The sequence below is a fragment of the Rhizobium herbae genome, from assembly GCF_017873135.1.
Classification (GTDB): Bacteria; Pseudomonadota; Alphaproteobacteria; order Rhizobiales; family Rhizobiaceae; genus Pararhizobium; species Pararhizobium herbae.
Genome location: NZ_JAGGJV010000001.1, coordinates 82,794 through 104,929 on the forward strand (window position 1 = coordinate 82,794; position 22,136 = coordinate 104,929).

Here is a 22,136-nt window from a genome sequence, read left to right on the forward strand (position 1 = left end):
ATCCGAGCGATGCGTATTGCGTTTATCGTCGCCCTACTGCTTCTGGCCGGCTGTGCGACCGCCCCGAGAGACATACGGAATGCCTGCGCGATTTTCGAGCAGCGTGACGGCTGGTTTAACAATTGGCAGCGCGCCGCCGAACATGCGGAGCGCGAATATGGTGTTCCCGTACCGATCCTGATGGCGACGATCTACACCGAGTCCGGCTTCCGTCCGAATGCCCGGCCTCCGCGTACCAAGCTGTTCGGTTTCATCCCCTGGAAGCGCCAGTCGACGGCCTATGGCTTCTCGCAGGCGCTGAACGGCACGTGGTCCGAATACAAGCGCTCGACCGGCCACATGCTGGCACGCCGGACGAAATTCTCCGATGCGATCCATTTCGTCGCCTGGTACCACAGTCAAAACAGCAAGAAGACCGGCATTGCCCGCAACGACGCCTATAGTCTCTATCTGGCCTATTATCTTGGTGATGCCGGATATCGCAGGGGCGGCTGGCGCGGCAATGCGCAATTGCAGAATGCGGCCCGCCGTTCCGCAAACATTGCCAGTGCCTATGCCAGGCAGCTTCGCTCCTGCGACTGATACTGTTTCACTTTGGAAATGCCGGATCCCAATAAGGCGGGCTGCCGAATGCGGTCCGCAGATGATCGGCCAGCGCCCGTAACTTGACAGAGGGGCGTCGTCCGTCCGGGTGGGCGATGTGGATATATTCGAGCTCCGGCTGCACGCCGATATCGAGCGTCTCGAGTTCGCCTGCCGCGACCGCCTCGCCGACGATGAACATGGGAATAAGCGCAATGCCGAGACCGGCAATGGCGGCGTCGCGCAGCATGTCGCCATTGTTGAGGCCGAGACCCATCTGCCCGCGAACAACGACGGTGCCGCCGAGGCTCGGGAAGCGCCAGTCGGCAACGCCCCGATTGGTGTAGAAGATACCGCGATGCTGTTCGAGTTCCTCGATCGATCCCGGTTTGCCGTTTTCCCTGAGATAGGCGGGCGAGGCGACAAGGACACGCCTGCTCGGCGCCAGCCGCCAGGCCATCAGCCGCGAATCGGCGATCGGTCCGTTGCGCACCACGGCATCGTAGCCATCCGCCGCCGCATCGACACGGCGGTCGTCGAGGTCGAGCGTCAGCCGCAGGTTGGGGTGCTCCGCCAGGAACGGATAGAGCGCAGGACCGAGATGCATGCGCCCGAAGGTGACCGGTGCCGAGACGCGCAGCGGCCCGGAAATCGTTCCGCGCCGTTCGGCCATGTCGGCCGTTGCCTCGTCGATCTCCTGTAGAATGCGATTGGCGCGCTCCAGAAAAGCGGTTCCGTCCTCCGTCAGGGTCAGCTTGCGCGTCGTTCGGTGCAGCAGACCGGCACCGAGGCTGCGCTCCAGCTCGGCAAGCCGTTCACTGACCACCGACTTCGACAATCGAAGGCGCCGCGCCGCCTCGCTGATCGAGCCGCTTTCGGCAATCGCGACAAAACTGGCAATGCCGTCGAGCTTCATCATCGTTCGGTTTTCCCGGATACGAATTCCATGATTTTCAGACTAATCCGAACGATAAAAGAAAGCCATATTCCGTCCAAGCAAACGGCATGAAGAGACGGCCAACACGGCGCCTCGACCGCTCTGCCACAAGAGGAAAAGATCATGGAACGCCTGTCCAACAAAGTTGCCATCGTCACCGGTGCCAGCGCCGGCATCGGCCGCGCCACCGCAAAGCTGTTCGCAGCCGAAGGCGCAAAGCTCGTCGTCGGTGCCCGTCGCGAGGGCGAGCTCGATGAACTCGTCGCCGAAATCAAGGCTGACGGCGGCGATGCCGTAGCACTTGCCGGTGACGTCCGCTCGGAAGATTATGCCCAGGCGCTTGTCGCGCTGGCCGTCGAAACATACGGCCGCCTCGATATCGCCTTCAACAATGCCGGAACGCTCGGCGAAGCCGGTCCGTCGACCGGTGTTTCCGAAAAGGGCTGGAACGATGCTATCGCCATCAACCTCACCGGTTCGTTTCTCGGCGCCAAGCATCAGATCGCCGAGATGGTCAAGCATGGCGGCGGCTCGGTGATCTTCACCTCGACCTTCGTCGGCTACAGCTTCGCATTCCCCGGCGTCGCCGCCTATGCCGCTTCGAAGGCCGGCCTGATCGGCCTGACGCAGGCGCTTGCCGCCGAATTCGGCCCGCAGGGGGTGCGTGTCAACGCGATCCTGCCCGGCGCCGTGGACACCGCGATGTACCGCGATATGAACAACACGCCCGAATCGCAGTCGTTCATCACAAACCTGCATGCCCTGAAGCGCGTTGCGACACCGGAAGAGTTGGCCCGCTCCGTCCTGTATCTCGCCTCCGATGATTCCGCCTTCGTCACCGGTACCGCGTCGCTCGTCGATGGCGGTGCTTCGATCACCCGAACCTGAGCCCAGAGTTGAGCCCCCGATCGGGGACCCGGGACACAACAAGGAGTTTGATCATGTCACGCCTGCACAATAAAACCGCTCTCATCACCGGGGGCACCAGCGGCATCGGCCTTGAAACGGCCCGCCAGTTCATCGCCGAGGGCGCCCGCGTCGCGGTTACCGGCACCAATCCGGCCACCATCGAAGCGGCCCGCGCCGAACTCGGCGACAAGGCACTCGTCATCCAGGCCGATGCCGGCAATGTCGCTGGACAGAAAGTGGTTGCCGAGGCGGTGAAGGCCGCCTTCGGTCACCTCGACATCCTGTTCGTCAATGCCGGTGCGGCCGATTTTCGCCCGATCGACCAGTTCGACGAAGAGGCCTTTGACCGCTCCGTTGCGATCAACGTTAAAGGCCCGTTCTTCCTCATCCAGGCGTTGCTGCCGATCTTCGCCAATCCGGCCTCGATCGTGCTCAACACCTCGATCAACGCCCATATCGGCATGCCGAACACCAGCGTTTACGCGCTGACGAAGGCCGCTTTGCTGTCCTTTGCCAAGACAGTATCGGGTGAACTGATCGGCCGCGGCATCCGCGTCAATGCCGTCAGCCCCGGTCCGGTCGCAACACCGCTCTACGGCAAGCTCGGCATGTCGGCCGCCGACACCGACGCCATGGCTGCGGCCAAGATTCCGGCCGGCCGCTTTGGCAATCCGAGCGAAATCGCCAAGGCCGTGGTTTTTCTCGCTTCCGATGAATCGACCTATACAGTCGGCAGCGAGCTGGTCATCGACGGCGGCATGAGCAATCTTTGAACGATCGACCTGCAAGGCCCAGCGTTTCACGCCGGGCCTTGTCTCGTCTTTGGCTTGTCTCGTTCTGCGCCCAGCAAATCACGTCGTTCAACATTTCCTTGAAATCGGCCGTCAAAACGGGCAAAGCACCTGCCAACGACCTGTTTCAGGGAAATTCATGAGCGCCGCGTCCCGCACACCCCGTCTGCTCGACCATCTGGTTCTTCCGGTTGTCGATCTGGCAACTGCCAGAAATCGCTACGAGCAACTCGGTTTTACCGTGGCTGCGGATGCGCTGCATCCTTTCGGGACGGAAAATGCCTGCGTCTTCTTTTCCGACAAGACCTATCTCGAGCCGTTGGGTGTTGCCCAGCGTGAAGCGTGCGAAGCCGCAGCCATTGCGGGGAACGTCTTTGTTGCACGCGACCAGGCCTATCGCTTTCGCCGCGGGCAGGACGGCTTTTCGGCGATCGTGCTTGGCACGCAAGATGCGGTCGCCGACCACGAGCGTTTTCGCGAAAAGGGCGTTTCGGCCGGCGAGATGCTGGAATTCTCCCGGCCGATGAAACTGCCGGATGGATCAGAGGCCGTCGGCAGTTTCCGGCTTTCCTTCGCGGCCGATTTGCGCGCACCGGATTTCTTCTTTTTCAGCTGCCAGCGCGTTCAGCCGCTTCCATCCGATCGATCAATGCTCGAAGCGCATGCCAATGGCGTCACCGGGATGACCGAAGTGGTGTTGTCGGAACCAAATCCCACCGATTTCCAATATATCCTTCAGGAAGCCGTCGATGAGCGCGAAGTGTCGGCGCATTCCTTCGGCATGGACATCGAGACGGACAACGGCATCAAGATCTCCGTTCTCAACCCGGCGGGCATGTCCGGCTTCTTCAATCGCAAAACGCCGGGCCATTCGCGCGGACTGCGCGGCCGCGCCGTCGTCTTCCAGGTCGCCGATCTCAAGGCGACCGAACATCTTTTCGCCGCCAACGCGGTGTCCTTCACCAGAAAAGACAATCGCCTGATCGTTTCGGAAGCGCCGGGACAGGGTGTCATTTTCGCATTCGGAGAATAATCATGCAGACTAATGCAAACGTGGTCGCCGGCAGCGGTGCAGCCCAGGTCGTCTTTTCCAACACGCAGAAACTGTCGCTGATCGCCGGCCCCTGCCAGATGGAAAGCCGCGATCATGCCTTCATGATCGCCGGCACGATGGTCGAACTCTGCAAGTCGCTCGGCCTTGGCTATGTCTACAAGTCCTCTTTCGACAAGGCCAACCGCACGTCGATCTCCGGCAAGCGCGGCATCGGTCTTGAAAAGGCGATGGAAATCTTTGCCGATCTCAAGAAGGAATACGGCTTTCCCGTCATTACCGATATCCATACGGAAGAGCAGTGCGGCCTCGTTGCGCCGACGGTCGACATTCTGCAGATCCCGGCCTTCCTCTGCCGCCAGACGGACCTTCTGGTTGCCGCCGCAAAGACGGGCCGCGTGATCAATGTCAAGAAGGGCCAGTTCCTTGCCCCCTGGGATATGAAAAACGTTCTGGCCAAGTTCACTGAAAGCGGCAATCCGAACGTGCTGCTCTGCGAGCGTGGTGCTTCCTTCGGCTACAACACGCTGGTTTCCGACATGCGCTCGCTGCCGATCATGGCCGGTCTCGGTGCACCTGTGATCTTTGATGCGACCCATTCCGTGCAGCAGCCGGGCGGTCAGGGCGCTTCGTCCGGCGGTCAGCGCGAATTCGTCGAGACGCTGGCACGCGCAGCCGTTGCCGTCGGCGTTGCCGGCGTGTTCATCGAAACGCATGAGGATCCCGACAATTCGCCTTCGGACGGGCCGAACATGGTACACCTGAAGGACATGCCGCGCCTGCTGGAGACCCTGCTTGCCTTCGACGCGGTCGCCAAGCGCTGAATGCGGGCTTGTGTGAATTTTTCTTGAAGGCCCGGGTGCGGGCAGCAATTGCTCCGCACCCGCCATTGTAATTTCCGGTCCATGAATTATGACAGGACCATCCTCCACCACCATGTTTGAAGCAGGGAAGAGATCATGACTGCAATCATCGACATCATCGGCCGTGAAATTCTCGATAGCCGGGGTAACCCGACCGTCGAAGTCGACGTCCATCTCGAAGACGGCAGCTTTGGTCGCGCCGCTGTTCCTTCCGGCGCCTCGACCGGCGCGCATGAAGCTGTCGAATTGCGTGACGGCGGCAAGCGCTATCACGGCAAGGGCGTCGAAAAGGCAGTCGAAGCGGTCAATGGCGAGATCTTCGAAGCCATCGGCGGCCTCGACGCTGAAAACCAGATCCTCATCGACAACACCATGATCGAGCTTGACGGCACGGCGAACAAGTCGCGCCTTGGTGCCAACGCCATCCTCGGTGTTTCGCTGGCTATCGCCAAGGCTGCCGCCGAAGCTGCGAACCTGCCACTCTACCGTTACGTCGGCGGCCCGAACGCCCGCCTGCTGCCGGTCCCGATGATGAACATCATCAATGGCGGCGCCCATGCCGACAACCCGATCGACTTCCAGGAATTCATGATCCTGCCGGTCGGCGCCGACAGCCTGCGCGACGCCGTTCGCATGGGCGCGGAAGTCTTCCACGTTCTGAAGAAGGAACTGTCGGCCAAGGGCCACAACACCAATGTCGGTGACGAAGGCGGTTTTGCGCCGGGCCTGTCGAGCGCGTCGGAAGCCCTCGACTTCATCATGAAGTCGATCGAGAAGGCCGGCTATAAGCCGGGCGAGGACATGTTCCTCGGCCTCGATTGCGCCTCGACCGAATTCTTCAAGGACGGCAAGTACGTCATGGAAGGCGAGGGCCGTACGCTCGAGCCGGGCGCCATGGCCGAATACCTGGCCGAGCTTGCCGCCAAGTACCCGATCGCCTCGATCGAGGACGGCATGGCTGAAGATGACTGGGAAGGCTGGAAGACGCTGACCGATCTCGCCGGCAAGAAGGTCCAGCTGGTCGGCGACGATCTGTTTGTCACCAACTCTTCGCGTCTGCGCGACGGCATCAAGATGGGCGTCGCCAACTCGATCCTCGTTAAGGTCAACCAGATCGGCTCGCTGTCGGAAACGCTCGACGCCGTCGAGACCGCACACAAGGCCGGCTACACCGCCGTCATGTCGCACCGCTCCGGCGAAACCGAGGATTCGACGATTGCCGATCTGGCCGTTGCGACCAATTGCGGACAGATCAAGACCGGTTCGCTGTCGCGTTCCGACCGTCTTGCCAAGTACAACCAGCTGATCCGCATCGAGGAACAGCTCGGCCCGCAGGCGAAATATGCCGGCCGCTCGATCCTGAAGGTCTGAGATCGCCACCCACCTGTCGTCATGGTCGGGCTTGTCTCGACCATCTGCTGGCCTACCATCAATGCGGAGGCGGTGGAAGATGCTCGGGACAAGCCCGAGCATGACGGCGGAGAGAAATTTTCGAGCCTTATCAGCACTCTGCCCGCGTCCTTATCGGCCGCGGGTTTTTTGTTGCCGGCGTTTATGGTCAACGGTCGGTTAATCAATGGCTGGTAGCGTGTCTTGGTATTGCGTATCAGGGCATGATCTATGTGGACCAAACACCATAAGAAACGGCAGCTCGGGCGGTTTGTCATGCCGCTCATCACCGTCGCTTTCCTTTCCTATTTCGGCTATCATTCCATCCACGGCGATTATGGGCTGAAGGCAACCGAAAAATTCGATCGCCAGCGTATCGAGCGCCAGGCGCGTCTGAACGAGTTGACGCAGCGGCGTCAAACGCTTGAAAAAGAAGTGGCATTGTTGAGTGACGGTTCGCTCGAACGCGACATGCTTGACGAGAAAGCCCGGTTCGGGCTGAATATGTCGCGCAGCGACGAAATCGTTATCTTTCACTAAATTGTCACATTAACCGGAAACAGGTTAATCTTGAATATTCTATTCTTATCAATGGCTTGATAGGAATATAAGCCATGCAAATATGGCATTGCTGTGATGGCATTCTTTCCCTATGGTACCTGCAAAAGCCAACCATAGGGAGGATTGAATGGCACCGCGAAAATCCGCGTCCGTTTCCAGCCGCAAGACAGCGGCAAAGCCCGCCAAGAAGGAATTCACCGGCTCCAATATCGCAGAGTTCGATCGCGATCAGGATATGAAGGCCTATCGTGAAATGCTTCTCATTCGCCGATTCGAGGAGAAGGCCGGCCAGCTTTACGGCATGGGCTTCATCGGCGGCTTCTGTCATCTCTATATCGGCCAGGAAGCTGTCGTCGTCGGCATGCAGATGGCCCAGAAGGAAGGCGATCAGGTCATCACCGCCTATCGCGACCACGGCCACATGCTGGCAACCGGCATGGAAGCCCGCGGCGTCATGGCCGAGCTGACCGGCCGTCGCAACGGCTATTCCCACGGCAAGGGCGGCTCGATGCACATGTTCTCCAAGGAGAAGCATTTCTACGGCGGTCACGGCATCGTCGGCGCGCAGGTGTCGCTCGGCACCGGTCTTGCCTTCGCCAATGCCTATCGCGGCAATGACAGCGTTTCCGTCGCCTATTTCGGCGATGGCGCGGCGAACCAGGGCCAGGTTTACGAGAGCTTCAACATGGCCGCTCTCTGGAAGCTGCCGATCGTCTACATCATCGAGAACAACCGTTACGCCATGGGCACCTCCACGGCCCGCGCCACCGCCCAGTCGAACTATTCGCTGCGCGGTTCCGGCTTCGGAATTCCCGGCATGCAGGTCGATGGCATGGATGTGCGTGCCGTCAAGGCTGCCGCCGACGAGGCACTCGAGCATTGCCGCTCCGGCAAGGGCCCGATTATCCTCGAAATGCTGACCTATCGCTATCGCGGCCATTCGATGTCCGACCCGGCGAAATACCGGTCCAAGGACGAAGTGCAGAAGATGCGCTCCGAGCATGACCCGATCGAGCAGGTGAAGGCCCGTCTTATCGAAAAGGGCTGGGCGACCGAGGACGATCTCAAGGCCGTCGACAAGGATGTCCGCGATATCGTCGCAGACAGTGCCGATTTCGCCCAGTCCGATCCGGAGCCGGATGTATCCGAGCTCTACACCGACATTCTGCTTTAAGACCGGGACGAGGAAAACATCATGCCAATCGAGATTCTGATGCCCGCTCTGTCGCCGACGATGGAAGAAGGCACGCTCAGCAAATGGCTGAAAAACGAGGGTGACAAGGTCACCTCCGGCGACGTGATCGCCGAGATCGAAACCGACAAGGCGACCATGGAAGTGGAAGCCGTCGATGAAGGCGTGATCGGCAAGCTGCTGATTGCCGCCGGCACGGAAGGCGTCAAGGTCAACGCCGTCATCGCAATCCTCCTGCAGGACGGCGAAAGCGCCAGCGACGTTGCCGCTCCGAAGGCCGCAGCGCCTGCCGCCGAGCCCGCCAAGTCCGAAACACCGGCTCCTGCCGCCGCTGCTCCGGTCGCAGCGCAGCCGAAGGCCGACATTCCCTCCGATCCGGATATTCCGGCCGGCACCGAAATGGTCTCCACCACCGTTCGCGAAGCGCTTCGCGATGCGATGGCCGAGGAAATGCGCCGCGATCCCGACGTCTTTGTCATGGGTGAGGAAGTCGCCGAATATCAGGGCGCCTACAAGATCACCCAAGGCCTGCTGCAGGAATTCGGACCGCGCCGCGTCGTCGATACGCCGATCACCGAGCATGGCTTTGCCGGCGTCGGCGTCGGTGCTGCGATGGCGGGCCTGAAGCCGATCGTCGAGTTCATGACCTTCAACTTCGCCATGCAGGCGATCGACCAGATCATCAACTCGGCAGCCAAGACGCTCTACATGTCCGGTGGCCAGATGGGTGCGCCGATCGTGTTCCGCGGCCCGAACGGTGCTGCAGCCCGCGTCGGCGCCCAGCACAGCCAGGACTACGCCACCTGGTACAGCCAGATCCCGGGCCTCAAGGTCGTCATGCCCTACACGGCAGCCGACGCCAAGGGCCTGCTCAAGGCTGCGATCCGCGATCCGAACCCTGTCGTCTTCCTCGAAAACGAAATCCTCTACGGCCAGAGCTTCGATGTGCCGAAGATGGATGATTTCGTCCTGCCGATCGGCAAGGCGCGCATCCACCGCAAGGGCGAGGACGTCACCATCGTCTCCTTCGGGATCGGCATGACCTATGCCATCAAGGCGATCGCCGAGCTAGAAAAGGAAGGCATCGACGTCGAACTGATCGACTTGCGCACCCTGCGTCCGATGGATCTGCCGACCGTGATCGAGTCCGTCAAGAAGACCGGCCGTCTGGTGACGGTGGAAGAGGGCTATCCGCAGAACTCGATCGGCACCGAAATCGCCACCCGCGTCATGCAGCAGGCCTTCGATTATCTCGATGCGCCGGTCCTGACGATCGCCGGCAAGGACGTGCCGATGCCCTACGCCGCCAACCTTGAAAAGCTGGCCCTGCCGAATGTCGGCGAAGTCGTCCAGGCGGTGAAGACCGTCTGCTACAAATAAGGGAGGGTGAAGAGATGCCTATCAACATCACCATGCCAGCCCTTTCGCCGACCATGGAAGAGGGCAACCTCGCCAAGTGGCTGGTCAAGGAAGGCGACAAGGTCTCGTCCGGCGACGTTCTCTGCGAGATCGAGACCGACAAGGCGACGATGGAAGTCGAATCGGTCGACGAAGGCATTGTTGCCAAGCTCGTCGTTCCGGCAGGTACCGAAGGCGTCAAGGTCAACGCGCTGATCGCCATTCTTGCTGCTGACGGCGAGGATGTTGCGGCCGCTGCCTCCGGCGGCGGCGCAACTCCGGCTGCCAAGGCTGAACCCGCAAAGACGGAAGCAGCGCCTGCAAAGGCAGAGGCAGCGCCTGCTGCTCCGGCTCCGGTCGCCGCACAGGCATCCGCTCCGGCATCCTCCGGCGCGCGGACCTTCTCGTCGCCGCTTGCCCGCCGTCTGGCCAAGGAAGCCGGGATCGACATCTCCGCTGTTTCTGGCACCGGTCCGCATGGCCGCGTGGTAAAGAAGGATGTCGAAACCGCCGTCGCCGGTGGTGGCGCCAAGGCTGCTCCGGCTGCGGCTGCGCCGACCACTGCGGCAGCCTCGGCTCCGGCACCGCTTGCCAAGGGCGCTTCCGACGAGGCGGTTCTGAAGAACTTCGCCGAAGGCTCCTACGAGCTCGTGCCGCATGACGGCATGCGCAAGACGATTGCCAAGCGCCTGCAGGAATCCAAGCAGACCATCCCGCATTTCTACGTTTCGGTCGATTGCGAACTGGATGCGCTTCTGGCCCTGCGTGCCCAGATCAATGCGTCTGCACCGGAGAAGGACGGCAAGCCGGTCTACAAGCTTTCGGTCAACGACATGGTCATCAAGGCACTCGCCTTGGCCCTGCGCGATGTTCCGGACGCCAACGTCTCCTGGACGGACACGAACATGGTCAAGCACAAGCACGCCGATGTCGGCGTTGCCGTGTCGATCCCCGGCGGCCTGATCACGCCGATCATCCGCAGTGCCGAAACCAAGAGCCTCTCGACCATCTCCAACGAGATGAAGGACCTCGGCGCCCGCGCCAAGGGCCGCAAGCTGAAGCCGGAAGAGTACCAGGGCGGCACCACCGCCGTGTCCAACATGGGCATGATGGGCGTCAAGAACTTCGCCGCCGTCGTCAATCCGCCGCACGCGACGATCCTTGCGATCGGGGCAGGCGAGGAACGCGTCGTCGTCAAGAAGGGCCAGATGGTTATCGCCAACGTCATGACCGTGACGCTGTCGACGGACCACCGCGCGGTCGATGGTGCGCTCGGTGCCGAACTGCTCGGCGCCTTCAAGCGCTACATCGAAAACCCGATGGGCATGCTGGTCTGACCGGGAAAGAGCGTCGCGACATGGCTTCCAACGTGGGAAACGCAACTGAAAAGACACGGACGTTGCGGCGCTTCTGGGCCGCAACTGTCGTTGCCCTGTTTCCCCTGTTGATCGGCGCTTCGGCGCAGGCTGAAGACCTGAACGATAAGGTCAGGCAGCGTGTGGAGCAGATGACGGACAGGACGCTTTTGTTTCGCAACGACAGCGACCGGATCCCCCAGCTCGAATATCTTCGACCCGACGGCACCGGTGTCGTCTGGTCGGCGGCACTGGGCGACAAGGTCGTGCCGGTCGCCTGGACTGCGAGCAACGGTGATGACGGCAAAGGGGCTCTCTGCCTGCTGTTCAAAGGTGCAGATATCGGTACGGCCCAGGACCTCAGACTGTGTGACGGCTTTGATGTTGTCGAGGCCGGCATTCGCGATGCCCGCGATGGCGACCCCTATGGCCTCGCTGACGCGGAGCGTATGAAGGTGGCGCTGCCGCAGGATGTTGACGAATTTGCCGATGTAGACCGGTTGCTGGGACGGGATTGATGCCATGAAAACAGTCCTTTGCTACGGCGACAGCCTGACCTGGGGATATGACGCGGAGACCGGTGGCCGGCATGCGCTGGACGATCGGTGGCCGTCGGTTCTGCAGAAGGCGCTGGGCAACGGCGTTCATGTGATCGCCGAAGGCTTGAACGGCCGCACGACCGCCTATGACGATCACCTGGCCGACTGTGACCGTAATGGCGTGCGCATCCTGCCGACCATCCTGCAAACCCACGCGCCGATCGATCTGGTGATCCTTCTGCTCGGCGCCAACGATATGAAGCCTTTGGTGCACGGAACCGCCTTCGGCGCGGTGAAGGGCATCGAGAGGCTGGTCAATCTTGTCTGGCATCACAGCTGGCCGAGTGTTCAGGCCGAGGCGCCGGAAATTCTGATCGTCGCGCCGCCGGCAATCTGCGAGACGGCGAATGCAAATTTTGCGGCAATGTTTGCCGGTGCGATCGACCAGTCGTCGATGCTGGCTTCGCTCTATGCCGATCTCGCCGATGAGCTTGGCTGCGGCTTCTTCGATGCCGGGTCGGTGGCAAGGACAACGCCGCTCGATGGCGTGCATCTGGATACGGAAAATACGCGCGCCATCGGACGCGGCCTCGAGCCGATGGCTCGGATGATGCTTGGGCTTTGAGTGACTGAGGCGCTTGTGCTGCGGGCAGCGGAACGGCGGGATGCGGCGGAACTGGCGGTGCTGGTCGATATCGCCTCCCACGGTTTTGCGACCTGGCTCTGGTACGGAGCGGTGAAGCGTGGCGAGACGGACACCACCATGGAGCAGGGCCGTTCGCGCATGCGGATGGACGATGAGCCCGGCGCCTGGAGAGATGCGACGGTTGCGGAATGGGACGGCGAGATTGCCGGTGTGTCGATCGGCTACGATCTGGATGAGAATGTTCGCGACATGGTCGCGCCGCATCCGGTGATCAAGCCGCTGCTGGACCTGCAGGTGCAGATGATCGGCAGCCGGTTTATCGACAGCCTCGGTGTCTACCGGCACCATCGCGGCAAGGGTATCGGGCGGGCGCTGCTTGCCCACGAGATCGACAAGGCGAACGGCAGGCAGGTCAGCCTGATCACCGAGAGCCACAATGAACCGGCGCTGGCGCTCTATGCGGCCAACGGATTTGCAGAGAAGGCGAGGCTTCCGGCCGTGCCGCTCTTTGAAGACAGCAAAAGGCATGAATGGGTCTTGCTGGCCCGCAACATGACCTAGTCAAGAGGCAGGAAACAAGAATGGCAAATTCCTACGACGTCATCGTTATCGGTTCCGGCCCCGGCGGCTACATCGCGGCCATCCGTGCAGCACAGCTGGGCCTCAAGGTCGCCGTGGTCGAGCGCGAGCATCTGGCCGGCATCTGCTCCAACTGGGGCTGCATCCCGACCAAGGCGCTGCTACGCTCCGCCGAAGTGCTGCATCTGGCCGAACACGCCAAGAACTATGGCCTGACGCTGGAAGGCAAGATAACACCCGATCTGAAGGCGATCATCGCCCGTTCGCGCGGCATTGCCGAGCGCATGAACGGCGGCGTCGCTTTCCTGATGAAGAAGAACAAGGTCGATATCATCTGGGGCGAGGCGAAGCTGACGAAGCCGAACGAGATCGTCGTTGCCAAGACCACCAAGACCATCGTCCAGCCGCAGGGCCCGATCCCCAAGAACACGCTGGGCGAGGGCACCTATACCGCCAAGCACATCATCGTCGCCACTGGCGCCCGTCCGCGCGCGCTGCCCGGCATTGAGCCTGACGGCAAGCTCATCTGGACCTATTTCGAGGCAATGAACCCGGACCGCATGCCGAAGTCGCTGCTGGTCATGGGCTCCGGCGCCATCGGCATCGAATTTGCCTCGTTCTATCGGACGATGGGCGTCGACGTGACCGTCGTCGAGCTTCTGCCGCAGGTCATGCCGGTCGAGGACGCGGAAATCTCCGCCTTCGCCAAAAAGCAGTTCGACAAGCAGGGCATGAAGATCATTCTCGACGCCAAGGTGACGAAGGTTGAGAAATCGGCCGATTCGATCACGGCCCATGTCGAGAAGAAGGACGGTTCCGTCGAGAAGATCACCGCCGACCGGATGATTTCGGCCGTCGGCGTCCAGGGCAATATCGAAAACCTCGGTCTGGAGGCGCTCGGCGTCAAGACGGATCGCGGCTGCATCGTCATCGACGGCTACGGCAAGACCAACGTGCCGGGCGTCTATGCGATCGGTGATGTTGCCGGCCCGCCGATGCTTGCCCACAAGGCCGAGCATGAAGCGGTCATCTGCGTCGAGAAGATCGCCGGCCTGCCGAATGTACATCCGATGGACAAGCTGAAAATCCCAGGCTGCACCTATTGCAACCCGCAGGTCGCCTCGGTCGGCCTCACGGAAGCAAAGGCGAAGGAACAGGGTCGCGATATCCGCGTCGGCCGCTTCCCGTTCGTCGCCAACGGCAAGGCGATCGCACTCGGCGAGGACCAGGGTTTGGTCAAGACGATCTTTGACAAGAAGACCGGCGAACTCCTGGGCGCGCACCTGGTTGGCGCCGAAGTCACCGAACTGATCCAAGGCTTCGTCGTCGCCATGAACCTCGAGACGACCGAGGAAGACCTGATGCACACGATCTTCCCGCATCCGACCATTTCGGAAACGCTGAAGGAAAGCGTGCTCGATGCCTATGGGCGTGCACTGAACGCTTGATTATGCTAGGGCTCGCCTCCATCTGAAGGCGGGCCGCATTTCCGGCCTGAAGGAAAGTTGAAGTCACGATGGTCACTATTCTCGACCGTACAACGCTCGACCCGGACGCCAAGCGCGTCCGCCATCCGGAAAAGGCCCACAAGCCCGATACCGAGATGCTGCGCAAGCCGGAATGGATCCGTGTTCGTGCGCCGACCTCCAAGGGTTATGCCGAAACCAAGTCGATCGTGAAGGAGCATAAGCTCGTCACGGTCTGCGAAGAGGCCGGCTGCCCGAATATCGGCGAGTGCTGGGACAAGAAGCACGCCACCTTCATGATCATGGGCGAGATCTGTACCCGCGCCTGCGCCTTCTGCAACGTCACGACCGGCAAGCCGAACGCGCTGGATCTGGCCGAGCCAGAAAACGTCGCCAAGGCCGTCAAGCAGATGGGGCTCAGCCACGTCGTCATCACCTCGGTCGATCGCGACGATCTGGCCGATGGCGGCGCCGAGCATTTCGAAAAGGTGATCTGGGCGATCCGCGCCGCGTCGCCGGCAACGACCATCGAAATCCTGACGCCCGACTTCCTGAAGAAGCCCGGTGCGCTGGAGCGCGTCGTTGCCGCCAAGCCGGACGTCTTCAATCACAATATGGAAACCGTTCCGGGCAATTATCTGACGGTGCGTCCCGGCGCCCGTTACTTCCATTCGATCCGGCTTTTGCAGCGGGTCAAGGAACTGGATCCGACGATGTTCACCAAGTCCGGCATCATGGTTGGCCTTGGCGAGGAGCGCAACGAAGTGCTGCAATTGATGGACGATCTGCGCACCGCCGATGTCGATTTCCTGACCATCGGCCAGTACCTGCAACCGACCCGCAAGCATCACCAGGTGATGAGCTTCGTCACGCCGGAAGAGTTCAAGTCCTACGAGACCGTCGCCTACACCAAGGGCTTCCTGATGGTCGCCTCCAGCCCGCTGACCCGCTCGTCGCACCATGCCGGCGACGATTTCGCCCGGCTGCGCGCGGCACGCGAGAAGAAGCTTCTGGCCGCCGCGGAGTAAAAGTTTCGCATTCTTTGAACGGCCGCGGTCGAAAACACCGCGGCCTTTTTATGTTGGGAAAGGGATATGGCACGCTATCTGGCGGATATCGGCGAGGCGGCAACGCTGCTTTCCAAGGCCGATCGCGTCACGATCATCGGTTGCTCCGGCAGCGGCAAGAGTACGCTTGCAAAAACACTGTCCGAGATGTTTCAGCTTCCCCACGTCTCCATGGATCGCGACGTTTTCTGGCTGCCTGGCTGGACGCAGCGGCCAAGAGCGGACGCGCTCGAGATCGTCGAACGGACAGTCGCACAGCAGCGATGGGTTATGGATGGGACGAGCCCAGGCACGTTGCCTCTGCGCCTGCCACGCACGGATCTCGTTCTATGGATGCGGCCGCCGCGCCGCGTGTCATTGTTTGGTGTCGTCATTCGCTGGCTGAAATATCGCGGCAGGACGCGGCCTGAAATGGCGGAAAACTGCCCGGAACGCCTGACTGCGGAATTCCTGCGCTACATCTGGAATTTCGAAAAGACGGAAAGCCCGGAGATCGAACAGAAACTGGCCGATTATGGTCCTGTCGTACCGGTACTCGTGTTGAGATCGCACCATGAAACGCGGCGCCTGCTTGATCGCTTGTCGCGGGTTTGCCCAGCGGTGGATGTCTGACCCATGCGCTGTCGTGCCATCTTGTTTTTATAAGCCTCATTGAATATCTGAACGCCATGCCACAGTTCGAAACCCGCCGGCCCGTCAAGCACACGCCAGACCAGATGTTTGACCTGATTGCCGATGTCGAGAAATACCCGGAATTCCTGCCGCTCTGCGAAGGACTGACGGTCCGTTCGCGCAGGGAGCGTGACGGCAAGGAGTTGCTGCTGGCCGATATGACCGTCGGCTACAAGGCGATCCGCGAGACCTTCACCACGCAGGTACTCCTGAACAAGGCCGAGCGCATCATCGACGTCAAATATATCGACGGGCCGTTCAAATATCTCGACAATCGCTGGCGTTTCGAAGAAACGGGCGAGGGCGGCTGCTCGGTCAATTTCTTCATCGACTACGAGTTCAAGAGCCGCATCCTCGGTGCCCTGATGGGCTCGATGTTCGACCGAGCTTTCCGGATGTTTTCCGAAGCCTTCGAGAAGCGCGCGGACGCGATCTATGCAACGGCATAGCGAGCGGCTTCAGTCTCCCGCCGCTTCTTCCAGCATATCCAGCGCGGTGCGCACCGTTGCCATCCTGACAGCATCGCGCCCGATGTCGCCGTAGCGCATTTCCCGGTGAAGCACGTTGCCGCCCCGGCTTGCGGTTGCCAGATGCACGAGCCCGACCGGTTTTTCGTTTGACCCGCCGCCGGGGCCGGCAATGCCCGTGACCGCGACGGCAATATCCGCTTTCGAATGAGTGAGCGCCCCGCGCGCCATTTCAATCGCCGTCTGGCGCGATACGGCACCATGCGCGGCAAGCGTTGCCGGATCGACACCGAGCATCTGCATCTTGGCGTCGTTCGAATAGGTGACAAAGCCGCGATCGACCACGGAGGAGGAGCCGGGGATCTCGGTGAGCGCGCCAGCGATCAATCCGCCGGTGCAGGATTCGGCCGTTGCAACCATCAGGCCACGTTTGGAAAATGCGCTGATCAAGGCCTGTGCCTTGTTTTCAATGTCTTCGGGCCAGCCGCTCATTTGGCGCCTCCCGCATAGACAACCGTTGCTGTCGCGATCGCGGCAATGCCTTCGCGCCTTCCGACGAAGCCGATTTTTTCGTTTGTCGTCGCCTTGACCGAGCATCGATCGAGCGAAATGCCGAGCATGTCCGCAAGGTTTTCGCGCATCGCCAGGCGGTGGGGACCGACTTTCGGGGCTTCGGCGATCAGGGAAACATCCGCGTTCATGATCGTGCCGCCGTTGTCCCGGACGATTCTCGCTGCGTGTTGAAGAAAGATGCGCGAAGCGGCCCCCTTCCACTGCGGATCGGAAGGCGGGAAATGATCACCGATATCGCCGGCGCCGCACGTTGCCAGCAGCGCGTCCGTCAGCGCATGCAGGGCCACGTCGGCGTCGGAATGGCCGAGCAGCTTCTGGTCATGGGGAATGAAAATGCCGCAGAGCGTCACTCCGTCGCCGTCCACGAGTTGGTGGACGTCATAGCCATTGCCGGTGCGCACGTCCGGAAGCGTCGTCCGGTTCAGTTTTTCGTCGGCCATGGCGATATCCCGTTTGATCGTGAGTTTCACATTGTCCGCCGAACCCGCGATCAGCGAGACCGGCAGGCCGGCCCATTCGGCGATCGCGGCATCGTCGGTGAAATCGGAGCGGCCTGACGCGGCTGCATTTTCGTGGGCCTCAAGGATCGGCGGGAAACGAAAGCACTGGGGTGTCTGGGCCGCAAAGAGGCCGGTTCGCGGCACCGTTTCGACAACGATTCCGTCCGCCGATCCGCGCTTCAACGTGTCGGCGACGGCAACAGCGGGCAGGACGGCATCCGCGCCTTCCATCAGTGCCGAGAAGCAGCGGTCGAGCAAGGCGTGGTCGATGAATGGCCGGACCGCGTCATGGATCAGGACATGCGTGACGCCGGATTTTTCCAGCGCCTTCAGTCCCGCAAGCACCGACAGTTGGCGCGTCGCCCCGCCATGGGCAAAGGTGATGACGGATGTGTCACCGGATACGAGGCTGCGGGCATGATCGAACAGGGCTTCGTCGTCCGGATGAATGGCGACGACGATCCTTTTTTCCATCGGCCATGTCGCAAAAGCATCAAGTGTATGGGTGATAACGGGCCGGCCGCCGATCGGGCGATATTGCTTGGGTCCGTCACGCAGGGAGCCGGCGCGTTCGCCCCGGCCCGCAGCGACGATAACGATACCACAGGAAAACTGTTCTTTTGCCTGCATTTTGTATATGGGTTCCCGCAAATGGTTTGCCGCCGGGGCGTCAATGACGATCCTTCGATCGGCGATCACGCTCCAGTCATCGCGCGAAAACAACGAACCAGCGCCGTTTCGGCGCGCGGTGCCTCAATCGCCGTGGTGATTTACCGCGAAGGTTGCGGCTTTACCAGTTGTCCAGGGAATTTTGTCGTAGAGCTCTGAAATCGCTTGGCAAGCCTGTCAAGTATGTCTAAAAATAGTGCAGAATAAAGATGTGCCCGAAAGATAATCATTTGCAGATACCGGATTTGTCATCCCCGTTCCGGGTTGGCCGGCTCTCCTTTAGAAACCGCGTCGTGCTTGCGCCGATGTCGGGCGTGACGGATTTGCCCTTCAGGCAACTGGCCTGGCGGTTCGGCGCCGGACTGGTCGTGACGGAGATGGTAGCAAGCCGCGAACTTGTCGGCAACGCGTCGGAAAGCTGGGCTCGGCTCAAGAATTCCGGCATCGATCCGCATATGGTTCAACTGGCAGGGCGCGAGGCGCACTGGATGGCCGAAGCGGCGAAAATTGCCGCCGACAACGGTGCCGATGTCATTGACATCAATATGGGTTGCCCGGCCAAGAAGGTCACTGGCGGTTATTCCGGCTCGGCGCTGATGCGCGATCCCGACCATGCCCTGTCCCTGATCGAGGCGACGGTGAAGGCTGTCGGCGTGCCCGTGACGCTGAAAATGCGCCTTGGATGGGACGAGAACTCCATCAACGCGCCGCTGATCGCCAAACGGGCGGAAGAGGCGGGCATCCAGATGATCACGATTCACGGTCGCACGCGCATGCAGTTCTATAACGGCAGAGCCGATTGGGATGCGATCCGCGCGGTTCGGGATGCGATTTCGGTTCCGCTCGTCGCCAATGGCGATGTCGCCACCACGGCAGACGCCAGTGAAATACTCAGGCGCTCCGGCGCCGATGCGGTGATGATCGGTCGCTCCAGCCAGGGGCGGCCCTGGCATGCCGGGGTGCTTGCAGGGGCCATCGAACATCCGGACTCCGCGGCAATCGCGGACATCGTCGGCGAACATTACCGCATGATGCTCGAATTCTACGGCATCGACATCGGCCTGAGGCATGCGCGCAAACATGTCGGATGGTATCTCGACCGGTTCGCGCCGCATCTGGCGTCACAGGAAAAGGCAGCGATCATGACGTCCACTGACGCGCATGCTGTCCTTTCCGGCACAATCGCAGCGATCGCCGCCGAAACCGGGCGTGAAGACGAAAAGGACGCTGCATGACCGAGAAAACACACGAAGAGGACAGGAAGGTCGCGGACTCCTTGCCCATGGCGGTGCTGAACGCCATCCAGAACCCGGTGATCCTCGTCGACGAAAAGGGTCTCGTGGCCTTTGCCAATTGGGAAGCGGAGGTCTTTTTCGGCGCCAGTGCCAATTATCTCGCCCGCCATGACATTAGCGCCTTCATTCCGTTCGGAAGCCCACTGCTGACGCTGATCGAGCAGGTCCGCGAGCGCCGCGCCGCCGTCAACGAATACCGCGTCGATCTCAGCTCGCCGCGTCTCGGCGCCGACAAGCTTGTCGATCTCTACGTTGCACCGGTTATCTCTGAACCTGGCTGCGTGGTGATCGTCTTCCAGGAACGCTCGATGGCCGACAAGATCGACCGGCAATTGACCCACCGGGCCGCGGCACGCTCGGTGACCGGCCTTGCCTCGATGCTGGCCCACGAGATCAAGAACCCGCTATCGGGCATCCGGGGCGCCGCCCAGCTTCTGGAAACATCCGTCAACGATGAAGACCGGGCGCTGACGCGGCTGATCTGCGACGAGACGGACCGCATCGTCTCGCTGGTCGATCGCATGGAGGTGTTTTCCGACGAGCGGCCGGTCGATCGTCACCCGGTCAACATCCATTCGGTACTCGATCATGTAAAGGCCGTCGCCAAGGCCGGGTTCGCCCGCAAGATCCGAATCACCGAGAATTACGATCCGTCGCTGCCGCCGGTCTATGCCAACCGCGATCAGCTGATTCAGGTTTTCCTCAACCTCATCAAAAATGCCGCCGAGGCCGTCGCCGACAAACCGGATGGCGAGATCATGCTGACGACCGCCTACAGGCCGGGCATCCGCCTGTCGGTCGCCGGAACGCGCGAGAAGATCTCCCTACCGCTCGAGTTCTGCGTTCATGACAACGGACCGGGCGTGCCGTCCGATCTGGTGCCGCATCTGTTCGACCCGTTCATCACCACAAAGACCAACGGCTCCGGCCTCGGCCTTGCTTTGGTCGCCAAGATCATCGGCGGCCATGGCGGCATCGTCGAATGCGACAGCCAGTCGAGCCGCACGACATTTCGCGTTCTGATGCCCGCGTCGAAAGGACCGACGGCCGAAGACAGCGAGCCACTGACCATCATAAAAGGACAATCCCGATGACTGGCGCCACTATCCTCGTCGCCGACGACGACGCTGCCATCCGCACCGTACTCAACCAGGCGCTCAGCCGCGCCGGTTACGACGTCCGCATCACCTCGAACGCGGCTACCTTGTGGCGGTGGATATCGGCGGGCGATGGCGATCTCGTCGTCACCGACGTGGTGATGCCCGACGAGAATGCCTTCGATCTTTTGCCGCGTATCAAGAAGGCCCGGCCGGATCTGCCGGTGCTGGTGATGAGCGCGCAGAACACCTTCATGACAGCGATCAAGGCGTCGGAAAAGGGCGCCTACGATTACCTGCCCAAGCCTTTCGACCTGACGGAACTGATCGCCATCATCGGCCGGGCACTGGCCGAGCCGAAGCGCAAGCCGGTCAAGCTGGAAGACGATCCGCAGGACGGCATGCCGCTGGTCGGCCGCTCTGCCGCCATGCAGGAAATCTACCGCGTTCTGGCCCGGCTGATGCAGACCGACCTGACGCTGATGATCACCGGCGAATCCGGTACCGGCAAGGAACTGGTTGCCAAGGCGCTGCATGACTACGGCAAGCGCCGCAACGGACCGTTCGTGGCGATCAATATGGCCGCGATCCCGCGTGATTTGATCGAATCGGAACTGTTCGGCCACGAGAAGGGCGCCTTCACCGGAGCGCAGAACCGCTCGACCGGGCGCTTCGAACAGGCGGAAGGCGGCACGCTGTTTCTCGACGAAATCGGTGACATGCCGATGGATGCGCAGACGAGGCTGTTGCGCGTGCTGCAGCAGGGCGAATACACGACCGTTGGCGGCCGCACGCCGATCCGCTCCGACGTTCGTATCGTCGCGGCCACCAACAAGGACCTCAAGCAGTCGATCAACCAGGGCCTGTTCCGCGAAGACCTCTATTACCGCCTGAACGTCGTGCCCCTGCGCCTGCCACCGCTGCGCGATCGTGCCGAGGATATCCCCGATCTCGTCCGCCATTTCGTCCAGCAGGCGGAAAAGGAAGGGCTTGACGTCAAGCGCTTCGACCAGGAAGCGCTCGAGCTGATGAAGGCCCATCCCTGGCCCGGCAACGTCCGTGAACTCGAAAACGTCGTGCGCCGCTTGACCGCGCTTTATCCACAGGATGTGATCACACGGGAAATCATCGAAAGCGAACTGCGCTCCGACATTCCGGACAGCCCGATCGAGAAAACCTCCAGCCGCTCCGGCTCGATGTCGATCTCGCAGGCTGTCGAGGAAAACATGCGCCAGTATTTCGCCGGCTTCGGCGACGGGCTGCCGCCGGCAGGGCTTTATGACCGCGTGCTGGCCGAAATGGAGTATCCGCTGATCCTGGCAGCCTTGACGGCAACGCGCGGCAACCAGATCAAGGCCGCCGACCTTCTTGGCTTGAACAGGAACACGCTTCGCAAGAAAATCCGTGAACTCGGCGTTTCCGTTTACCGCAGCTCACGCAGCGCTTGACTTCGCACCGATAAGCGTTGCATTTTCGCCACAATATGTTGCTTAGAAAGCACACGGGTGACAACGAGTCTTTCGGTGTTTCATCCCTTT

Annotated in this window: 23 protein-coding genes; 20 read left to right on the top strand and 3 right to left on the bottom strand. The window is 61.2% G+C overall.

Annotated features, from left to right (window positions below):
* The first annotated feature begins 9 nt into the window (after window positions 1–9).
* Complete coding sequence (locus tag J2Z75_RS00505) at window positions 10–582, top strand: transglycosylase SLT domain-containing protein (RefSeq protein WP_209846160.1); 573 nt, start codon at window positions 10–12, stop codon at window positions 580–582.
* A gap of 7 nt (window positions 583–589) precedes the next feature.
* Here the strand turns inward: J2Z75_RS00505 and J2Z75_RS00510 are convergent, their stop codons facing one another.
* Complete coding sequence (locus tag J2Z75_RS00510) at window positions 590–1,501, bottom strand: LysR family transcriptional regulator (RefSeq protein WP_209846163.1); 912 nt, start codon at window positions 1,499–1,501, stop codon at window positions 590–592.
* Between the two features lie 141 nt (window positions 1,502–1,642).
* Between J2Z75_RS00510 and J2Z75_RS00515 the strand changes: the two genes are divergently transcribed.
* The 16 genes from J2Z75_RS00515 to J2Z75_RS00590 all read left to right on the top strand — a co-directional run bounded on the left by J2Z75_RS00515 (window position 1,643) and on the right by J2Z75_RS00590 (window position 16,446).
* Window positions 1,643–2,407, top strand: coding sequence for an SDR family oxidoreductase (locus J2Z75_RS00515; RefSeq protein WP_209846166.1), 765 nt, complete (start codon window positions 1,643–1,645; stop codon window positions 2,405–2,407).
* Window positions 2,408–2,460: 53 nt separating this feature from the next.
* Complete coding sequence (locus J2Z75_RS00520; RefSeq protein ID WP_209846170.1) at window positions 2,461–3,201, top strand: SDR family oxidoreductase; 741 nt, start codon at window positions 2,461–2,463, stop codon at window positions 3,199–3,201.
* 157 nt (window positions 3,202–3,358) lie between these two features.
* Entirely contained in the window at window positions 3,359–4,252 is an 894-nt protein-coding gene (locus J2Z75_RS00525) for a VOC family protein (protein ID WP_209846172.1), read from the top strand.
* A complete protein-coding gene (kdsA, locus tag J2Z75_RS00530; RefSeq protein ID WP_209848646.1) occupies window positions 4,252–5,094 on the top strand; it encodes a 3-deoxy-8-phosphooctulonate synthase in 843 nt (280 codons plus the stop codon). The genes J2Z75_RS00525 and kdsA overlap by 1 nt, the downstream gene beginning before the upstream one ends.
* Before the next feature lie 135 nt (window positions 5,095–5,229).
* Window positions 5,230–6,504, top strand: coding sequence for a phosphopyruvate hydratase (gene eno / locus J2Z75_RS00535; protein WP_209846175.1), 1,275 nt, complete (start codon window positions 5,230–5,232; stop codon window positions 6,502–6,504).
* A 249-nt stretch (window positions 6,505–6,753) separates the two neighbouring features.
* Window positions 6,754–7,062, top strand: coding sequence for an FtsB family cell division protein (locus tag J2Z75_RS00540; RefSeq protein ID WP_209846183.1), 309 nt, complete (start codon window positions 6,754–6,756; stop codon window positions 7,060–7,062).
* A 148-nt stretch (window positions 7,063–7,210) separates the two neighbouring features.
* Window positions 7,211–8,257 carry a pyruvate dehydrogenase (acetyl-transferring) E1 component subunit alpha gene (gene pdhA, locus J2Z75_RS00545; RefSeq protein WP_209846187.1) on the top strand — a complete coding sequence of 349 codons (1,047 nt, stop codon included), beginning with the start codon at window positions 7,211–7,213 and terminating at the stop codon, window positions 8,255–8,257.
* Between the two features lie 21 nt (window positions 8,258–8,278).
* Window positions 8,279–9,655 carry a pyruvate dehydrogenase complex E1 component subunit beta gene (locus J2Z75_RS00550; RefSeq protein WP_209846190.1) on the top strand — a complete coding sequence of 459 codons (1,377 nt, stop codon included), beginning with the start codon at window positions 8,279–8,281 and terminating at the stop codon, window positions 9,653–9,655.
* Between the two features lie 53 nt (window positions 9,656–9,708).
* The gene (locus J2Z75_RS00555) at window positions 9,709–11,010 is read left to right on the top strand and encodes a pyruvate dehydrogenase complex dihydrolipoamide acetyltransferase (protein WP_407692734.1); all 1,302 of its coding nucleotides are present in this window, start codon (window positions 9,709–9,711) and stop codon (window positions 11,008–11,010) included.
* Window positions 11,011–11,030: 20 nt separating this feature from the next.
* A complete protein-coding gene (locus tag J2Z75_RS00560; protein WP_209846195.1) occupies window positions 11,031–11,546 on the top strand; it encodes a hypothetical protein in 516 nt (171 codons plus the stop codon).
* Between the two features lie 4 nt (window positions 11,547–11,550).
* Window positions 11,551–12,192, top strand: coding sequence for an SGNH/GDSL hydrolase family protein (locus J2Z75_RS00565; RefSeq protein ID WP_209846198.1), 642 nt, complete (start codon window positions 11,551–11,553; stop codon window positions 12,190–12,192).
* Window positions 12,193–12,774 (top strand): GNAT family N-acetyltransferase, encoded by a 582-nt coding sequence (locus J2Z75_RS00570; RefSeq protein WP_209846201.1) that lies wholly within the window; start codon window positions 12,193–12,195, stop codon window positions 12,772–12,774.
* A gap of 20 nt (window positions 12,775–12,794) precedes the next feature.
* A complete protein-coding gene (gene lpdA / locus J2Z75_RS00575) occupies window positions 12,795–14,240 on the top strand; it encodes a dihydrolipoyl dehydrogenase (protein WP_209846204.1) in 1,446 nt (481 codons plus the stop codon).
* 68 nt (window positions 14,241–14,308) lie between these two features.
* Window positions 14,309–15,286, top strand: coding sequence for a lipoyl synthase (gene lipA, locus J2Z75_RS00580; RefSeq protein WP_209846206.1), 978 nt, complete (start codon window positions 14,309–14,311; stop codon window positions 15,284–15,286).
* A gap of 66 nt (window positions 15,287–15,352) precedes the next feature.
* On the top strand, window positions 15,353–15,937 hold the full coding sequence (locus J2Z75_RS00585) for a P-loop NTPase family protein (protein WP_209846209.1): 585 nt from the start codon (window positions 15,353–15,355) through the stop codon (window positions 15,935–15,937).
* Between the two features lie 56 nt (window positions 15,938–15,993).
* Window positions 15,994–16,446: a type II toxin-antitoxin system RatA family toxin gene (locus J2Z75_RS00590; protein WP_209846212.1), complete on the top strand. Its 453-nt coding sequence runs from the start codon at window positions 15,994–15,996 to the stop codon at window positions 16,444–16,446.
* Between the two features lie 9 nt (window positions 16,447–16,455).
* Here the strand turns inward: J2Z75_RS00590 and J2Z75_RS00595 are convergent, their stop codons facing one another.
* The gene (locus J2Z75_RS00595) at window positions 16,456–16,956 is read right to left on the bottom strand and encodes a CinA family protein (protein ID WP_209846214.1); all 501 of its coding nucleotides are present in this window, start codon (window positions 16,954–16,956) and stop codon (window positions 16,456–16,458) included.
* Window positions 16,953–18,167, bottom strand: a complete 1,215-nt coding sequence (locus J2Z75_RS00600; protein WP_209846217.1) for a bifunctional 2-C-methyl-D-erythritol 4-phosphate cytidylyltransferase/2-C-methyl-D-erythritol 2,4-cyclodiphosphate synthase — start codon at window positions 18,165–18,167, stop codon at window positions 16,953–16,955. The genes J2Z75_RS00595 and J2Z75_RS00600 overlap by 4 nt, the downstream gene beginning before the upstream one ends.
* Before the next feature lie 248 nt (window positions 18,168–18,415).
* On the opposite strand from J2Z75_RS00600, the gene dusB reads away from it, so the two are divergent.
* Genes dusB through ntrC form a run of 3 tightly spaced genes read left to right on the top strand, consistent with a single transcriptional unit; the run spans window position 18,416 to window position 22,046 of the window.
* Window positions 18,416–19,441, top strand: coding sequence for a tRNA dihydrouridine synthase DusB (gene dusB, locus J2Z75_RS00605; protein WP_209846221.1), 1,026 nt, complete (start codon window positions 18,416–18,418; stop codon window positions 19,439–19,441).
* Window positions 19,438–20,595 carry a two-component system sensor histidine kinase NtrB gene (locus tag J2Z75_RS00610; RefSeq protein ID WP_209846223.1) on the top strand — a complete coding sequence of 386 codons (1,158 nt, stop codon included), beginning with the start codon at window positions 19,438–19,440 and terminating at the stop codon, window positions 20,593–20,595. Before dusB ends, J2Z75_RS00610 begins: the two co-directional genes overlap by 4 nt.
* Complete coding sequence (gene ntrC, locus J2Z75_RS00615; RefSeq protein WP_068955463.1) at window positions 20,592–22,046, top strand: nitrogen regulation protein NR(I); 1,455 nt, start codon at window positions 20,592–20,594, stop codon at window positions 22,044–22,046. Before J2Z75_RS00610 ends, ntrC begins: the two co-directional genes overlap by 4 nt.
* Window positions 22,047–22,136: the final 90 nt, after the last annotated feature.

What these genes read in the sequence shown, in the direction of transcription:
- J2Z75_RS00505 (WP_209846160.1), top strand. Translation starts at nt 10, where the DNA reads ATGCGTATTGCGTTTATCGTCGCCCTACTGCTTCTGGCCGGCTGTGCG.
- J2Z75_RS00510 (WP_209846163.1), bottom strand. Translation starts at nt 1,501, where the DNA reads ATGATGAAGCTCGACGGCATTGCCAGTTTTGTCGCGATTGCCGAAAGC.
- J2Z75_RS00515 (WP_209846166.1), top strand. Translation starts at nt 1,643, where the DNA reads ATGGAACGCCTGTCCAACAAAGTTGCCATCGTCACCGGTGCCAGCGCC.
- J2Z75_RS00520 (WP_209846170.1), top strand. Translation starts at nt 2,461, where the DNA reads ATGTCACGCCTGCACAATAAAACCGCTCTCATCACCGGGGGCACCAGC.
- J2Z75_RS00525 (WP_209846172.1), top strand. Translation starts at nt 3,359, where the DNA reads ATGAGCGCCGCGTCCCGCACACCCCGTCTGCTCGACCATCTGGTTCTT.
- eno (WP_209846175.1), top strand. Translation starts at nt 5,230, where the DNA reads ATGACTGCAATCATCGACATCATCGGCCGTGAAATTCTCGATAGCCGG.
- J2Z75_RS00540 (WP_209846183.1), top strand. Translation starts at nt 6,754, where the DNA reads ATGTGGACCAAACACCATAAGAAACGGCAGCTCGGGCGGTTTGTCATG.
- pdhA (WP_209846187.1), top strand. Translation starts at nt 7,211, where the DNA reads ATGGCACCGCGAAAATCCGCGTCCGTTTCCAGCCGCAAGACAGCGGCA.
- J2Z75_RS00550 (WP_209846190.1), top strand. Translation starts at nt 8,279, where the DNA reads ATGCCAATCGAGATTCTGATGCCCGCTCTGTCGCCGACGATGGAAGAA.
- J2Z75_RS00555 (WP_407692734.1), top strand. Translation starts at nt 9,709, where the DNA reads ATGGAAGAGGGCAACCTCGCCAAGTGGCTGGTCAAGGAAGGCGACAAG.
- J2Z75_RS00560 (WP_209846195.1), top strand. Translation starts at nt 11,031, where the DNA reads ATGGCTTCCAACGTGGGAAACGCAACTGAAAAGACACGGACGTTGCGG.
- J2Z75_RS00565 (WP_209846198.1), top strand. Translation starts at nt 11,551, where the DNA reads ATGAAAACAGTCCTTTGCTACGGCGACAGCCTGACCTGGGGATATGAC.
- lpdA (WP_209846204.1), top strand. Translation starts at nt 12,795, where the DNA reads ATGGCAAATTCCTACGACGTCATCGTTATCGGTTCCGGCCCCGGCGGC.
- lipA (WP_209846206.1), top strand. Translation starts at nt 14,309, where the DNA reads ATGGTCACTATTCTCGACCGTACAACGCTCGACCCGGACGCCAAGCGC.
- J2Z75_RS00585 (WP_209846209.1), top strand. Translation starts at nt 15,353, where the DNA reads ATGGCACGCTATCTGGCGGATATCGGCGAGGCGGCAACGCTGCTTTCC.
- J2Z75_RS00590 (WP_209846212.1), top strand. Translation starts at nt 15,994, where the DNA reads ATGCCACAGTTCGAAACCCGCCGGCCCGTCAAGCACACGCCAGACCAG.
- J2Z75_RS00595 (WP_209846214.1), bottom strand. Translation starts at nt 16,956, where the DNA reads ATGAGCGGCTGGCCCGAAGACATTGAAAACAAGGCACAGGCCTTGATC.
- J2Z75_RS00600 (WP_209846217.1), bottom strand. Translation starts at nt 18,167, where the DNA reads ATGCAGGCAAAAGAACAGTTTTCCTGTGGTATCGTTATCGTCGCTGCG.
- dusB (WP_209846221.1), top strand. Translation starts at nt 18,416, where the DNA reads ATGTGCCCGAAAGATAATCATTTGCAGATACCGGATTTGTCATCCCCG.
- J2Z75_RS00610 (WP_209846223.1), top strand. Translation starts at nt 19,438, where the DNA reads ATGACCGAGAAAACACACGAAGAGGACAGGAAGGTCGCGGACTCCTTG.
- ntrC (WP_068955463.1), top strand. Translation starts at nt 20,592, where the DNA reads ATGACTGGCGCCACTATCCTCGTCGCCGACGACGACGCTGCCATCCGC.